General features: G+C 43.9%; 14 protein-coding genes. 9 read left to right on the plus strand and 5 right to left on the minus strand.

What is annotated here, in order from left to right; all coding sequences use genetic code 11:
• The first annotated feature begins 66 nt into the window (after positions 1 to 66).
• From rlmN to F946_RS13820, 9 genes are all read left to right on the plus strand, one after another.
• The gene (gene rlmN / locus F946_RS13780) at positions 67 to 1,302 is read left to right on the plus strand and encodes a dual-specificity RNA methyltransferase RlmN (RefSeq protein ID WP_004983510.1); all 1,236 of its coding nucleotides are present in this window, start codon (positions 67 to 69) and stop codon (positions 1,300 to 1,302) included.
• Positions 1,303 to 1,318: 16 nt separating this feature from the next.
• Complete coding sequence (gene pilW / locus F946_RS13785) at positions 1,319 to 2,119, plus strand: type IV pilus biogenesis/stability protein PilW (RefSeq protein WP_004983514.1); 801 nt, start codon at positions 1,319 to 1,321, stop codon at positions 2,117 to 2,119.
• On the plus strand, positions 2,110 to 2,886 hold the full coding sequence (locus tag F946_RS13790; protein ID WP_004697676.1) for a helix-turn-helix domain-containing protein: 777 nt from the start codon (positions 2,110 to 2,112) through the stop codon (positions 2,884 to 2,886). Before pilW ends, F946_RS13790 begins: the two co-directional genes overlap by 10 nt.
• 18 nt (positions 2,887 to 2,904) lie before the next feature.
• Positions 2,905 to 4,020 carry a flavodoxin-dependent (E)-4-hydroxy-3-methylbut-2-enyl-diphosphate synthase gene (ispG, locus tag F946_RS13795; RefSeq protein ID WP_004697677.1) on the plus strand — a complete coding sequence of 372 codons (1,116 nt, stop codon included), beginning with the start codon at positions 2,905 to 2,907 and terminating at the stop codon, positions 4,018 to 4,020.
• Positions 4,017 to 5,312 (plus strand): histidine--tRNA ligase, encoded by a 1,296-nt coding sequence (gene hisS, locus F946_RS13800; RefSeq protein WP_004983518.1) that lies wholly within the window; start codon positions 4,017 to 4,019, stop codon positions 5,310 to 5,312. The genes ispG and hisS overlap by 4 nt, the downstream gene beginning before the upstream one ends.
• Positions 5,313 to 5,339: 27 nt before the next feature.
• Positions 5,340 to 6,038, plus strand: a complete 699-nt coding sequence (locus F946_RS13805; RefSeq protein WP_004983519.1) for a YfgM family protein — start codon at positions 5,340 to 5,342, stop codon at positions 6,036 to 6,038.
• Positions 6,035 to 7,180 carry an outer membrane protein assembly factor BamB gene (bamB, locus tag F946_RS13810; RefSeq protein WP_004983521.1) on the plus strand — a complete coding sequence of 382 codons (1,146 nt, stop codon included), beginning with the start codon at positions 6,035 to 6,037 and terminating at the stop codon, positions 7,178 to 7,180. The genes F946_RS13805 and bamB overlap by 4 nt, the downstream gene beginning before the upstream one ends.
• Before the next feature lie 167 nt (positions 7,181 to 7,347).
• Positions 7,348 to 8,757 (plus strand): ribosome biogenesis GTPase Der, encoded by a 1,410-nt coding sequence (der, locus tag F946_RS13815; RefSeq protein WP_004697684.1) that lies wholly within the window; start codon positions 7,348 to 7,350, stop codon positions 8,755 to 8,757.
• 90 nt (positions 8,758 to 8,847) lie between these two features.
• Complete coding sequence (locus F946_RS13820) at positions 8,848 to 9,522, plus strand: 4'-phosphopantetheinyl transferase family protein (RefSeq protein ID WP_004983522.1); 675 nt, start codon at positions 8,848 to 8,850, stop codon at positions 9,520 to 9,522.
• Positions 9,523 to 9,554: 32 nt separating this feature from the next.
• Here the strand turns inward: F946_RS13820 and secF are convergent, their stop codons facing one another.
• From secF to F946_RS13845, 5 genes are all read right to left on the minus strand, one after another.
• Positions 9,555 to 10,529, minus strand: a complete 975-nt coding sequence (secF, locus tag F946_RS13825; protein WP_171065426.1) for a protein translocase subunit SecF — start codon at positions 10,527 to 10,529, stop codon at positions 9,555 to 9,557.
• An 8-nt stretch (positions 10,530 to 10,537) separates the two neighbouring features.
• Positions 10,538 to 12,439, minus strand: coding sequence for a protein translocase subunit SecD (gene secD / locus F946_RS13830; RefSeq protein WP_004983529.1), 1,902 nt, complete (start codon positions 12,437 to 12,439; stop codon positions 10,538 to 10,540).
• Between the two features lie 55 nt (positions 12,440 to 12,494).
• Complete coding sequence (gene yajC / locus F946_RS13835) at positions 12,495 to 12,824, minus strand: preprotein translocase subunit YajC (RefSeq protein ID WP_004697692.1); 330 nt, start codon at positions 12,822 to 12,824, stop codon at positions 12,495 to 12,497.
• A 104-nt stretch (positions 12,825 to 12,928) separates the two neighbouring features.
• Entirely contained in the window at positions 12,929 to 14,059 is a 1,131-nt protein-coding gene (tgt, locus tag F946_RS13840; RefSeq protein ID WP_004697695.1) for a tRNA guanosine(34) transglycosylase Tgt, read from the minus strand.
• A gap of 315 nt (positions 14,060 to 14,374) precedes the next feature.
• Positions 14,375 to 14,944 carry a LemA family protein gene (locus tag F946_RS13845; protein WP_004983531.1) on the minus strand — a complete coding sequence of 190 codons (570 nt, stop codon included), beginning with the start codon at positions 14,942 to 14,944 and terminating at the stop codon, positions 14,375 to 14,377.
• Positions 14,945 to 14,964: the final 20 nt, after the last annotated feature.

Raw genomic sequence — 14,964 nt, forward strand, 5'->3', positions numbered from 1 at the left:
TGAATAAATTTCTGCTCGTTTATTGAGCTTCTCCTTTCATCGTTAGACATGGTTTAGGTAATACACATGAGTACTGAAGTGGTCGCTGTCTCTACAGTTTCGGCTGAACAGCAACAATCTCCATCCGCTCCTGCACAGCAAAATTCTGTTGCGAAAGTGAACTTACTTGGCATGTCACGTCTGCAGCTTGAAAAATTCTTCGAAGATATGGGAGAAAAAAAGTTTCGCGCAGGACAGGTGATGAAATGGATTCATCAGTTTTTTGTGACTGATTTTGCTGAGATGACCAATATCTCAGGTAAATTGCGTGAAAAACTTGAAAAACTTTGTGAAATTAAAGCGCCAGAAGTGGTGCATAAAAACTATTCTAAAGATGGTACGCGTAAGTGGGTCTTTCGTGTCGGTGAGGGCGAAGGCTCTTTGGTTGAAACCGTATTGATTCCTGCTGAGCATCGCAGTGGTTTGCGCCGTACTTTATGTATTTCATCTCAAGTGGGCTGTGCACTGGATTGTTCATTCTGTTCAACCGGTAAACAAGGCTTTCAGCGCGACTTAAACCCAGATGAAATTATTGGTCAGTTATGGGTCGCAAACTATTCTTATATGGAAGATGTGCCTGTAGCTGAGCGTGAGCGCTCGGTGACCAACGTCGTAATGATGGGGATGGGCGAGCCATTACTGAACTATGATGCCGTATTGAGCTCAATGCGTATTATGCTAGATGATTTTGCTTATGGTATGTCTAAGCGCCGTGTGACCTTGTCAACTTCAGGTGTAGTGCCGAAAATTGATCAATTGGCACAAGATATTGATGTTGCATTGGCAATCTCCCTACACGCGCCAAATGACGAACTACGGAATGAATTGGTTCCAATCAATAAAAAATATCCATTGGCACAATTGATTGCAGCATGTCAGCGTTATATCGCTAAAGACGGTAATGAAAGTGCGCGTAAGCATGTCACAATTGAATATGTGATGTTGGATGGGGTGAATGATCATCCTGAGCATGCGCAGCAGATGATTAAACTGTTGAAGAACTTACCAAGTAAAATTAATTTAATTCCGTTTAATCCATTTCCACATGCGCCTTATGGTCGTTCAAGTCGCAACCGCATTATTTCTTTCCAAAAAACTTTGTCTGACGCTGGATTTGTGTGTACGATTCGTCAAACGCGTGGCGATGACATTGATGCTGCCTGCGGACAATTGGTCGGTCAAGTGGCCGATCGAACACGTCGTGCTGAGCAGTGGAAAAAGAAAGTAGCAGAGAAAAACGAGATTCTACGTTCACAAGGATAATATAAGGGGATGCCAATTGAAAAAACCCGTTTCTAAACTTTGCCTTGCGCTGACACTGGGTGTGTCAGTGTGGTACTTGGTGGGTTGCCAAACCGTGAATACGAAAGGTGATCCAAGTAAAGCAGTACAAGTTAGAACGCAGTTGGCGGCTGAATATATTAAGTCGAATGATTACGATGCTGCGAAACGTACATTGGATCAAGCATTAGACATCGACTCTCGTGATGCATCTGCAAATATGATGATGGGCGTATTGTTACAGCGTGAAGGCAGTCCACAAAATGTGGAAAAGGCAGAGCGTTATTTTAAGCATGCAATTGCGGCTGAGCCAAAAAATGCACAGGCTCGTAACAACTACGGTACGTATTTATATCAAATTGGGCGTTATAATGACGCGATTGATCAACTTCAAGTTGCAGGTTCAACTTTAGGGTATGATCAACGTTATCGAGCATTGGAAAATTTAGGTCGTGCGTATCTACAAGTAGGTCGAGTGGCGGAAGCAGAAGCAGCTTTTAAACAAGCCCTACAGGTAAACTCAGGTGCCTATCTTGCCATGATCGAAATGGCGGAAATTTCATATTTACGTCAGCAAAATGCTGAAGCTACGCAGTACTATGAACAGTTTGTGCGAGCGGTTGGCGAGAAAAACTTAGATGCACGTGCGCTTTGGATTGGGATCCGAATTGCGCGAGCAAATCATGACACGATGGGTTCGCAAGTACTGGTCAACCAGTTACGTGCATTGTATCCAGACAGTCAAGAATACAAACGTTATTTGCAATTACAGTACACTACTGAGGCCGTATGGAAGTAAATCCTAATTCACCACAATCGAATGGTTCTAGCAATGCTTTAGGAAATATCCAACGTCCGGGTGATTATCTTCGTCAAATTCGTATTACACAAAAACGTGAATTAAGCGACGTTGCCAAAGAGTTGAATATTCCACTCAAGACCTTAACTGCGCTTGAGCAGGACGAATATACAGCGCTTCCAGAAGCAACCTTCATTAAGGGTTACTATCGTACTTATGCGAAGTTCCTAAAAGTGGATGCTACTACGATTATTCAGCGTTTTGATGACATCTATGCCAATGATACGGGGCTATTGCCAAATCACGCATTGAATAATTCACCGATTAAAATCATGGGTAAATTACCCGGTTCTAACCGTGACCGTAACCGTAAATGGTTGAAACGTGGGCTGATTGCAATTGTTGTAATTGCGATTTTGGCAGCGTTGTTCGGTATGATTCAGAATTGGTCAGGCAGTACAGATGAGGCTGCGACTCCGCAGACGGAATCTGATGTACAAATCATCAATATGAATGGGGCTGCTGCAACCACAGGGGATCAGTTGAAACTTGAGTTCAATCGTCCTACTTCTGTACATATTGTTGATTCAACGGGGAAAGTACTGGCAACAGGGCGTCAAGCCTCTACACTTGAGCTTGCGGGTGAGACACCTTTTCAAATTCGTATCGATGATGCCGCTGCTGTGTCACTCAGCTTAAATAATGAAAGTATTTCATTGTCACCATATACCGTCGGTGGAAAAGCAGATTTCCGCTTGTCACGTTAATGGGATCAAGGAAAAGCAATGATTGTAAATCCAATTAAACGCAAGCCTACTCGTAAGATTCGTGTAGGTTCAGTCTATGTCGGTGGCGATGCGCCCATCAGCATTCAAAGTATGACCAATACTGAAACTTGTGATGTGGAAGCAACGCTAGCGCAAATTCAGCGCTGTGCAGATGTAGGTGCGGACATCATGCGTGTTTCTGTACCGACGATGGAAGCTGCAGAGGCTTTTGGTGAAATTCGTAAGCGTTCATCGGTGCCATTGGTTGCAGATATTCATTTTGATTACAAGATTGCACTGCGTGTTGCAGACTTGGGTGCGGACTGTTTAAGGATTAACCCCGGAAATATTGGCTCTGAAGCAAAAATTCGCGAAGTGGTGGCCGCAGCGCGCCATAACGATATTTCTATGCGTATTGGAGTGAATGCAGGTTCACTGGAAAAAGATATTCAAAAGAAATATGGTGAGCCAACAGGTCAGGCTTTGCTTGAGTCGGCGATGCGTCATATTGATATTCTAGATCGTTTAGATTTCCATGAATTCAAAGTCTCAGTGAAAGCATCCAATGTGTTTTTAACCATGGATGCTTACCGTCTACTGTCACAGCAAATTGATAATCCGTTACACCTGGGTGTAACGGAAGCTGGGATTTACCGTACAGGTTCAGTGAAGTCTGCGATTGCATTGGGCGGCTTGTTGTTGGATGGCATTGGTGACACCATGCGTATTTCCTTGGCAGCGGAACCTGAAGAAGAGATTAAGATTGGTTTTGATATTTTAAAATCACTCAGTCTTCGCTCAAATGGCATTAACTTCATTGCTTGTCCAAGCTGTTCACGTCAAGAGTTTAACGTGATTTCAGTGATGCAAGCCTTAGAAGAGCGTTTAGAGGATATTCGTACCCCAATGGATGTATCGGTGATTGGGTGTAAAGTGAACGGTCCGGGTGAAGCCAAAGAAGCCGATATTGGTGTAGTTGGTGCAAGTCCACGTTCACTGGTGTATCGTAATGGTGAAAAGAGCCATTTAATTGACACAAATCAGTTGGTTGACGAAATCGAAACGATGGTTCGTCAGCGTGTTTCAGAGCTTGAAGAAGCTAAATCTAAAGAGATCATCCGTAGTTCATCATGAGTTCAATTGTCGCAATCAAAGGTTTTAATGACATTCTTCCTACGCAAACACCAGCGTGGAGACGTCTTGAACAGCATCTCGCATCATTGATGGATGCGTATGGCTACCAACAAATTCGTTTGCCTATTGTTGAACAAACCAATTTGTTCAAACGTTCAATTGGTGATGCAACGGATATCGTTGAAAAAGAAATGTATACCTTCTTGGACAAAGGTAATCCGCCTGAGTCTTTGACTTTGCGTCCTGAAGGAACGGCAGGCTGTGTACGTGCCATGCTTGAGCATAACTTGCTTCGCGGTGCGACGCCTCGTGTTTGGTATATCGGGCCGATGTTCCGTTATGAAAAGCCGCAAAAGGGTCGTTACCGTCAGTTCCACCAGTTCGGCGTGGAAACCTTTGGTGTTGCAACCCCAGATATGGATGCTGAGCTGATTTTGATGACGGCACGTCTGTGGAAACGCATGGGTGTGGCAGATAAAGTTCAACTTGAGTTGAATACTTTGGGTGAGTCTGATGAGCGTGCAGCTTATCGTGCGGCATTGGTGGAGTTCTTAGAATCACATAAAAATGATTTGGATGAAGATTCACAGCGTCGTTTAACCACCAACCCACTACGTATTCTTGACTCTAAAGATGCCAAAACTCAAGCCATTTTAGAAAATGCGCCGAAGTTGCATGACTTTATGGGAGAGGAGACACTACAGCACTTTGCCACTTTGCAGCAGTATTTAACCGATGCAGGTGTGAGCTTCGTGATTAACCAAAAACTGGTGCGTGGCTTAGATTATTACAATAAAACTGTATTTGAATGGACCACCACGCATTTGGGTTCACAAGGCACAGTCTGTGCGGGCGGTCGTTACGATGGCTTAGTGGGTCAGCTTAAAGGCAAGGCGGATCAGTCTGTACCTGCAGTTGGTTTTGCGATGGGCATGGAGCGTCTGTTGTTATTGCTTGAGCAAGTCGAAGACGCTACACCTATACGTGACTGCGAAATGTTTTTATTGGCAGATCCCGCTTCTCAAGGCAAAGCTTTGGTGCTTGCAGAACAAATTCGTAACCAGTTAGATGCTGCATCAAGCACGCTTCGTTTGAAAGTTGGTTCACATGGTTCAATGAAGTCGCAAATGAAAAAAGCGGATCAGTCTGGCGCACTGTTTGCCCTCATTTTGGGTGAGCGCGAGGTGGAAGCTGCACAGTTTGCCGTAAAAGAGTTGGCAACAGCTGAACAAACTTTGGTTGCGGTGGATGACATCGTGCCATTTATGATTGAAAAATTTTCTTCAAAATAAGCCAAAATATAAGGAAAGGGTAGTCACATGAGCGCATTAAGTGATGAAGAACAACTTGATAGTTTAAAGTCTTTCACTAAGAAATATGGTTCAGCCATTATTAGTGGGATTTTAATTGCGCTGATTGCCTTTTTTGGATGGCAATACTGGCAGAAGAAAACTTTGGCCGAGAACCAAATGAACACGGCTAAAGTTCAGCAATTGATGGATGAAGCACGTGCAACGCAAGGCGATGCATTTACAGCCTTGTCTGCAACTGCGGACAAAATTGTGAAAGAAGCACCAGATTCGGCGCAGGCCATTCAAACGCAATTGTTGATGGCAAAATTGGCTTATGACAAAGCGGATTATGCTAGTGCTGAAAAAGCGTTGAAGAAAGTTGAAAACTCGAAAGTGGATGACGACGGCTTAGTGCAAATTGTGAAATTGCGTTTAGCGTATGCACAATTGGCTCAAAAGAAGTTTGATGATGCGATTAAAAACCTCGCATTGGTAAAAGATCCTGCTTTTAAAGCGACAGCCGATGAAGCTTTGGGCGATGTCTATGTGGCTAAAAACGACATCGAAAATGCGAAAAAAGCCTACCAAAGTGCATGGGATCAATTGGTTAAACGTAAACAAGAACGCCAAATTTTACAAATTAAACTCGAAAGTGTTGGTATTTTAGTTGATGATCCTGAAATCGAACGTCCACTTATAGAAACAGCAGCGGAAGAAACTGAATGAATAGAAAATACAAAATTTCGTGCGCATTAACCGTATTAACTTTAGCACTTGCGGGTTGTGCAAGTAGCGGAAAAGTAGAAGAAGTTAAGCCGAATCCACTTCCAAAACTGACGCAGGCGAAAACCCTGACTCCTGTATTTTCTCAAAGTGTGTCTTCAACTTCGACTGCTGATCCTTTACGTTTACGCTTAGATGCAGACAACGGTGTAGTTTTTGCACTTGACCCTAAAGGTCTAGTGACGGCATATCAAGGTAAACAAAAACTATGGCAGAAAGAAGTATCTAAAGCCGGTTTGAGTTCAGGCGTTGAAGCTGCCGATGGTCATGTCATTGTAGGCAACGCCAAAGGTCAATTGTTTGCTTTAGATCAGGCAACTGGTGAGCAAAAATGGACTGCACAATTAACAGGTGCACTTCTTGCGCCATCGTTGATTCAAGCGGGTCGTGTTATTTCTGTCAGTAATGATGGCACTGTTTTTGCGCATGATTTGGCAACAGGTCAGCAAGTGTGGACCTATAACTTACCAAATGTACAACTTAGCTTACGTGGTAATGCAGCGCCTGTTCCTGTTGATGCGCGTACAGTGCTCATTTCTTCAGCTAATGCCTATGTTTATGCTTTAGATGTGCTCACTGGCGTGCCACGTATGCAGCGCCGTGTAGCTGTGTCGGATGGTCGTTCGGATATTCAACGTTTGAATGATGTTGATGGTGATCCTGTAGTGGCAGGTCAGTACTTGATTACGACCAGCTATCAAGGTCAAGTGACCATGACAGACTTGGCTTCACAGCAAGTGGTGTGGAGTGAAGATTCGAGTAGTACGCAGCGCCCTGAAGTGGTGGGTAATGGTGTATTCGTGGCGCAAACTGACGGCAAGTTAGTGGCTTATGAAATTAGCACGGGTCAAAAGCTTTGGGAAAATGACAGCTTGCTGAACCGCCAATTGAGTAATCCAGTGATCTTGGGCCAAGACCTAATTGTCGGTGATCTAGATGGCGTATTGCACATGCTGAACCCTGCGACAGGTGAGTTGATCGGTCGTGCGAAGACGTCTGGTGAAGTTCGTACTTTACGTGTGATTGATGATCAACTCTATGTTGCAACACGAAAGGGTGCATTAAGCATTTGGCAGAATCGTTAATTCTGTTCGACTTATGTTAAACTAGTCGAAATTCGTATTTTTTAAATTCCTCGGGGTGTTTGCTTAGTCAAAACCCCGAGTTTTTATTCAGGTTTTTCACCTAATTTTCTTCCAGTTTCTGATGTTCAGACCAGTCTCACTGGCTGATCTTGAATAAAGGTTAATCTATGAAACCCGTAATTGCGCTCATTGGTCGTCCGAACGTCGGAAAATCAACGCTATTTAACCAGATCACCAAAAGCCGAGACGCGCTTGTTGCTGACTTTGCCGGTCTGACTCGTGACCGTAAATATGGTGATGCTGTATTTCAAAATAAGTCTTTCATTGTGGTTGATACTGGTGGTATTGGCGAAAATGAAGGTGGTATCGACTCTTACATGGCAGAACAGTCTAAAACTGCCATCAATGAAGCCGATATTATTGTATTCGTAGTTGATGCACGCGCAGGCCTGCTCGCATCGGATGAGCAAATTGCTCGTGAGCTACGTACACTCGGTAAGAAAGTTTACCTTGTGGCGAATAAAGTTGATGGTGTACATGCCGAAGCTGCACTTGTTGAATTTTACAAGTTAGGTATGGGCGAACCTATGCAAGTGGCTGCGAGCCATGGTCGCGGTGTACAGCAAATGCTTGAAGACGTGCTTTCAAGTGTGCCCGAAGATGAAGATGCAGATGAGCACGACAAGAACACAGGCTTACGTTTAGCGATTATTGGTCGTCCAAACGTCGGTAAATCGACGCTAGTGAACCGTTTATTGGGTGAAGAGCGTGTAGTTGCATTTGACCAACCGGGGACAACCCGCGACTCGATCTATATTCCGTATGAACGTGATGGCCGTCAGTACACCTTAATCGATACTGCAGGTGTGCGTCGTAAAGGTAAAGTCGATGAAATGATTGAGAAGTTCTCAATTGTGAAAACGCTACAGGCCATTAAAGATGCCCATGTTATCGTGGTTGTACTTGATGCACGTGAAGGTGTGGTTGAGCAAGATTTACATTTGATTGGTTATGCGCTTGAAGCGGGCCGAGCGATGGTGATTGCGATTAATAAATGGGACAACATGTCTGAGTATGATCGCAAACAATGTAAATTGGATGTCGATCGTCGCTTTGACTTTATTCCTTGGGCAAAAGTACATTTAATTTCTGCATTGCATGGTACGGGGGTGGGGGATCTATATCCATCGATTCACCGTGCTTATGATTCGTCACATTTGAAAGTTTCACCTGCAAAAATCACACAAATTTTAAGTGATGCTACGGATGCGCACCAGCCGCCAATGGTCGGTGGTCGCCGTATTAAAATGCGTTATGCCCATATGGGCGGACAAAATCCACCTACGATTGTGGTGCATGGTAACAAAGTTGATAAAACGCCTGCGGATTATCGTCGTTATTTAGAAAACGTATTCCGTAAAGTGTACAAACTTGAAGGTACGCCAGTACGTATTGAGTTTAAAACCTCTGAAAACCCATTTGAAGGACGTAAGTCACAGGTGGATGAACGTACAGCAGCGCGTAAGCGTCGTTATGTTCAGAAATTTAAGAAAGCTGAGAAGAAATTCAAACGCTAATCAGGCATTAAGTTTTTGATGCTGAAAAGCCCAAAGTGATCTTTGGGCTTTTTTATTTTATGATGCATGAAACCATGATAGGACGGTAAAGTGGCAAGGACAATACGTGTTGAGCTGAAAAAGATTGAGGACATTGTGCAGGTCGATCACAGCCTGTCACGTGTGGAGCAAATTGCACAGCGAAAACAAGCCATTTATCAATATCGCAATCAATGCTTATCCGAACAACGGCAGATGGTTGTGGATGATCACTCCATTGCGCTGAGTGAGACAGGTAAACCTTATTTGCTTGATCAACCTACCTTTCATTTCAATCATAGTCACAGCCAAAACTACTACGCTTTAGCTACCAGTGAGCGGATGCAGGATCTAGGCGTGGACGTGGAGGAGTTAAGCCGAAAAGTCCGCTTTGAGGCTTTGGCTAAACATGCTTTTCACGTAGAGGAACTTCGCGTGTGGCAACAGTATGATCAGGACAAAGCATACTGGTTTAAGGTCTGGACCACCAAAGAAGCTGTGCTTAAAGCATCAGGTTTAGGCATTCGTTTAAACTTAAATGAACTGAACACTCAAGCACATCCAACGCATAATGGCGGCATGTGTAGTCATCCGCTGATTGGGATTTTTGCCTATCAAAATTTTGAGTTGGGAGATGTGATGTTGACCGTGGCTTGGCGGGCAGAACAGTCCTGCCGTGGCTATGCGTTGCCTCAGATTGAGCTGATACAACATCTTCACACCGACATAAAAAAGCCTCTCGATTGAGAGGCTTTCTTTTTTCACACTATGGTGTGCATTTATGGAATTTCATTTTCTTCTTCAAACTCAGGCTTCACTTGAACAATGAAGTCTTGACGGTTTAAGCCACGCCATAAAGCAAAAGCTGTACCGATGTAGATTGAAGAGTAGGTACCCACAAAGACGCCCACAAACATCGCAACAGAGAACCATTTAAGGCCATCACCACCGAGGATCATCATCGAGATCACCACCAACAATAAAGTCATTGAGGTGTGAATGGTACGACGTAGGGTCTCAGTTAAAGCGATGTTAACGATCTCTAAAGGCGAAGCGCCACGAATCTTACGGAAGTTTTCACGTATACGATCCGAAACGACAATATTGTCATTCAGTGAGAAACCAATCAGAGCCAGAATTGCAGCCAATACAGTTAAGTCAAATGGCCACTGCATCATGGCAAAAATACCAATGGTGACCACCACGTCATGGAACAAAGACAGTACCGCACCCATCGCCAGTTTGAACTCAAAGCGAACCGTTACGTAGACCAACATTAGCAGTAACGCTAAAGCCACAGCACCCGCTGAGCGAATGTAGAGTTCATTCCCGACTTGTCCACCCACCACATCAACTTTGTTAACTGAAGCAGAGTTACCCGGTAACTGTACAGCTTGGGTAATGGTTTTGGTTAAGTCTTCTGCGGCTGTGTCCTCTTGTACAGGCATACGCACAATCAAATCACGATCTGAACCAATGGTTTGTACCACAGGGTCATGAAAGCCAGCTTTGGTTAGTGCAGCAGATACATCGGCTGATTTCACTGGTTTGCTATAGTTCAATTCGGCAGAAATACCACCAGTAAAGTCCAAACCTAAGTTAAGACCCTTGGTGAAAATAAAGAATAGGCTGCCGATGGTTAAGACAATAGAAAGAATGGCTGCAGGCAGCGCAATCTTCATAAAATCAATCACACGTTCATCATCTGGACGGCCGTATTTTTTTGAATCTTGTTGAGTCACATCAGTCATCATCGATCTCCTTATATGCTCAACTTTTTCAAGTTACGTTTTTTGCCATAAATGAGCTGTACAATCGCACGTGTTACTGTAATAGCAGTAAACATAGAGCAGATAATACCGATCATTAAGGTCACAGCGAAGCCTTTAATTGGGCCAGTACCGATAGCAAATAGGATAAACGCAACCAAGAACGTGGTTAAGTTTGAGTCGAAAATGGTGTTATAAGCACGGTCATAACCCGCCACAATGGCTTGTTTGGGCGATGCTCCCCACTTTATTTCTTCACGTATTCGCTCACAGATCAAGACGTTGGCATCGACCGCCATACCAATGGTAATCACGATACCCGCAATACCTGGGAGGGTAAGGGAAGCACCAATCCAAGACATGACCGTTAGAATCATGGCTAAGTTGAAGACCAAGGCAAAGTTAGCAATTAAGCCAAAGAGACGGAAGAACACCACCATCCAGATCGCGACAAGTAAGAAACCGATTTGAGTCGATAGCACACCTTTATCAATGTTTTCTTGACCGAGGCTTGGACCAACAACACGCTCTTCAACAAAGTACATTGGCGCAGCAAGTGCACCCGCACGTAGCATTAGTGCGAGTTCAGACGCTTCTTGAGGTGAATCTAGACCCGTAATACGGAATTGAGAGCCGAGGACTGCTTGAATAGTTGCAGCGTTAATCACGACAGACTCTGCATAAGGTGTACGGACTTCGGTTTGCGCACCAGTCGCAGGATCGGTGATATAGCTAATACGTTGTTTATTTTCAATGAACAACACAGCCATACGCTTACCCACCGCATTACGGGTTGCATCCGCCATCAGTTTACCACCTGCTGTGTCTAAGGTAATGTTTACCTCAGCACCGCCAGTGTCTTGGCTAAAGCCACTTGATGCGTTTTGAACACGTTCACCCGTTAAAATACGGTTACGGTTTAAAAGTAATTCACGTCCGCTGTCTAAAGACTGATATGCAAAAAGTTCGGTTCCTGGTGGAAGCGGTTGACCATTGCTCTTGCCGGTATAAGGGTCAATCACTTGGTCATTTTGGTCAGAGACCAAACGGAACTCTAGGTTTGCTGTACGACCCAAGACACGTTTTGCTTCAGCAGTGTCCTGAACACCTGGAAGCTCAACCACGATGCGGTTACTACCTTGTGTTTGTACCAAGGCTTCTGCCACACCTAACTCGTTAATACGGTTACGTAAAGTGGTTAAGTTTTGGTTCACGGCATAAGATTGAATTTCTTGGCGGCGAACATCGGTATAGGTTAAACGTAAGGTTGAACCTGTCGCAGTTGCGACCGCTTGCTGATTAAATTCATTACCATTGCTACGTAAGTAGTCTTGAGCCGCAGTACGATCATCATTGTTGGCGAACTGAACGGTAATGGTGTTGTTGTTTAATGCAAGGCTGTTAAATTTAATTTTGTTGTCACGGAACTGACGACGTAAATCAGTCGCAGAGGTTTCCATGCGTTGAGCAATCGCTTTATCCATATCCACTTCTAATAAGAAGTGAACACCACCACGTAAGTCCAGACCGAGCTTCATTGGTTTTGCACCAATTTTTTGTAGCCACTCTGGCGTGGTTGGCGCCAAGTTCAACGCGACAACATAGTCATCACCAAGGCCACGACGTAACGCTTCTTTGGCTTTTAATTGTGCTTCGCTAGAGTCAAGACGTAACAGTGCAGCATTATTGCTAAAACTGTTGTCATGGCTTGAAATACTTTCAGATTTTAAAATCTGCTCTGCTTTTTGTACGATGCTTTGGTCAATTTGGGTACCAGCTTTGGCACCAGAAATTTGAACCGCAGGCTCATCCGGATACAAACTAGGCAGGGCATATAATGTACTGATCGTCAAAACCACGAGAATCAGTAGATATTTCCATGCTGGGTAACGCATTTGTTTTCTTCTTAAAATGAAAAAAGTCGTGCGGATGCACGACTAATTTTTTTGATTAAAGGTTATTTAATGTGCCTTCAGGAAGAACTGAAATCACACTTGCGCGTTGAATTTTTACGTCTACACCGCGGCTCAGTTCAACCACTGCAAAGTCACCTTCGAGTTTAGTGATTTTACCCATTAAGCCACCAGCAAATACTACTTCGCTGCCTACGCCAAGGCTTTCAACCAAAGAGCGGTGCTCTTTAGCACGTTTTGCTTGAGGGCGCCAAATTAAGAAATAGAAGATTGCAATAAAAACAGCAATCATCAATAAGTTTGCGACCATACTTGGTTGTTGTGCAGCTTCACCCGCTGCGTGAGCTGTAGAAATAAAAAGGCTCATTTCAAATTCCTAAACTAAAAAAACGGTGACCAACGAATTGATCATAAATAGACTTGTTCTGCAATTTACCTTGTCTTTTTACCAAGCGCAAATGCTCACAACAATTAATCTTGGGGGCAAGGTGGAACTTCTAAACCACGACGTGCATAAAAATCTTCAACAAAGGCATCAAAGCGATCATTATCCAATGCATCACGAATGTCTTGAGTGAAGCGTTGGTAGTAACGTAAGTTGTGAATAGTACCTAGCATTGAACCCAGCATCTCTCCACATTTTTCCAAATGGAATAAGTACGCGCGAGTAAAGTTGGTACAGGTATAACAGTCGCAGTGTGGATCAAGCGGACTTTGATCATGACGGTATTTACTGTTACGGATACGTACTAAACCGTCGGTCACAAAATAATGTCCATTTCGGGCATTACGTGTAGGCATGACACAGTCAAACATATCGACACCACGGCGGATGCCTTCCACGATGTCTTCAGGTTTACCCACGCCCATCAAGTAGCGCGGTTTGTCTGCTGGCATTTTTTCTGGAAGATAATCCAGCACCTTGATCATTTCTTCTTTCGGTTCACCGACGGACAGACCACCAATGGCATAACCGTCAAAACCCACTTCAAGTAAGCCTTTTAAAGACTCATCACGTAAGTCTTCATACATACCGCCTTGAATAATGCCGAATAGCGCATTTTTATTTTCAAGCACATCATGATGCTGAGTCTTACAACGCTTTGCCCAACGCAATGACAATTGTAGCGACTTTTGCGCTTCTTCATGCGTTGCAGGATAAGGGGTACATTCGTCAAAAATCATCACGATATCTGAGTTCAATGTATGTTGGATGTCCATTGAGATTTCAGGAGACAAAAATACTTTAGAACCGTCAATTGGAGAGCGGAACGTTACGCCATCTTCTTTAATTTTACGCATCGCGCCCAAACTGAAGACTTGGAAACCGCCTGAATCGGTCAGAATGGGCTTATCCCACTTCATGAATTTATGCAAACCGCCATGCTCTTTAATCACTTCAAGGCCAGGGCGTAGGTAAAGATGGAAGGTGTTACCTAAAATAATTTGCGCTTTGATGTCTTCAATATCACGCGGGAGCATGCCTTTCACCGTACCATAAGTACCGACAGGCATGAACACAGGGGTTTCAACCACACCGTGCTCTAAAGTTAAACGACCACGACGGGCGCGACCCGACTGACCTAATTTTTCAAACTTCATAAAATATCCTGAACAAGAGCAAAGCACTGCTCTGCTTGCAGTGCAAGAGCGAAAAAACAGTTCGCCGCTAAAAGGAGGCTATTTTCCTTGATTATGCAAATAAACACCAGTGTTGTAACACTTTTAACGCAAAGCTTTTCGGAGCAGGGTGACGTGCTGTAAGGGGGGGGGCGGTTTGAGTTTATGTCATGGTGGCGAGTGAGTCGTGATTAGGATGAAAAGAGTTGATCGCATGGACGAGGTTGTGAACGTAGGGGTGAAAAAGGCACTCATTTTGAGTGCCTTGGATGTGTTGTTTGTGTTAAAGCGATCTTTTTAGTTGAAATTTGGACGGTAATCAAAATTTTGCAGCGCAGCAGCGTCACGGAATGGACGCACAGCTTTTTTACCGACGGTCATGGTGTTTACAATGTTGTTCGGAAAGATTTGAATGTGGTTGTTAAACAGTTCGACATTGCGGTTAAAAATGCTGATCGCAGCACCGACATTTTCGTTTTGCTCTTCAATTTCATTCATCATTTTTAGATAAATATCATTGGCTTTAAGTTCAGGGTAGTTTTCGACCACGACATTGAGGCTACGCATTAGCTCTTGGTTTAATGCTTCGATACGCTGCAACTGATTGACATCTGTATTGTTTAAGTTCAGGTTGAGAATGTTCTGACGGAGCTCAGTAACTTTTTCCAAGGTACCTTTTTCAAAGCTGGAGTATTGTTCGACCAAAGGTTCTAAGCCATCTAGAATTTTTATTTTCTGACGCTCATAGGTTGCTACATCCGACCATGCGCGAATGGTTGCATTGTGGTGTCGCACAATATTATTGCGAATGACGATCACGCCAAACACGATTGCAATAATAATCAATAAGAAAATCAATAGCCCCATACAGTCCTCAAACGGCAAAA

This window comes from Acinetobacter johnsonii ANC 3681 (assembly GCF_000368805.1).
Taxonomy (GTDB): Bacteria; Pseudomonadota; Gammaproteobacteria; order Pseudomonadales; family Moraxellaceae; genus Acinetobacter; species Acinetobacter johnsonii.

Bases quoted from the DNA above. Each gene is read 5' to 3' on its own strand.
- rlmN (WP_004983510.1), top strand. From the start codon at position 67: ATGAGTACTGAAGTGGTCGCTGTCTCTACAGTTTCGGCTGAACAGCAA.
- F946_RS13790 (WP_004697676.1), top strand. From the start codon at position 2,110: ATGGAAGTAAATCCTAATTCACCACAATCGAATGGTTCTAGCAATGCT.
- ispG (WP_004697677.1), top strand. From the start codon at position 2,905: ATGATTGTAAATCCAATTAAACGCAAGCCTACTCGTAAGATTCGTGTA.
- hisS (WP_004983518.1), top strand. From the start codon at position 4,017: ATGAGTTCAATTGTCGCAATCAAAGGTTTTAATGACATTCTTCCTACG.
- F946_RS13805 (WP_004983519.1), top strand. From the start codon at position 5,340: ATGAGCGCATTAAGTGATGAAGAACAACTTGATAGTTTAAAGTCTTTC.
- bamB (WP_004983521.1), top strand. From the start codon at position 6,035: ATGAATAGAAAATACAAAATTTCGTGCGCATTAACCGTATTAACTTTA.
- der (WP_004697684.1), top strand. From the start codon at position 7,348: ATGAAACCCGTAATTGCGCTCATTGGTCGTCCGAACGTCGGAAAATCA.
- secF (WP_171065426.1), bottom strand. From the start codon at position 10,529: ATGATGACTGATGTGACTCAACAAGATTCAAAAAAATACGGCCGTCCA.
- secD (WP_004983529.1), bottom strand. From the start codon at position 12,439: ATGCGTTACCCAGCATGGAAATATCTACTGATTCTCGTGGTTTTGACG.
- yajC (WP_004697692.1), bottom strand. From the start codon at position 12,824: ATGAGCCTTTTTATTTCTACAGCTCACGCAGCGGGTGAAGCTGCACAA.
- tgt (WP_004697695.1), bottom strand. From the start codon at position 14,059: ATGAAGTTTGAAAAATTAGGTCAGTCGGGTCGCGCCCGTCGTGGTCGT.
- F946_RS13845 (WP_004983531.1), bottom strand. From the start codon at position 14,944: ATGGGGCTATTGATTTTCTTATTGATTATTATTGCAATCGTGTTTGGC.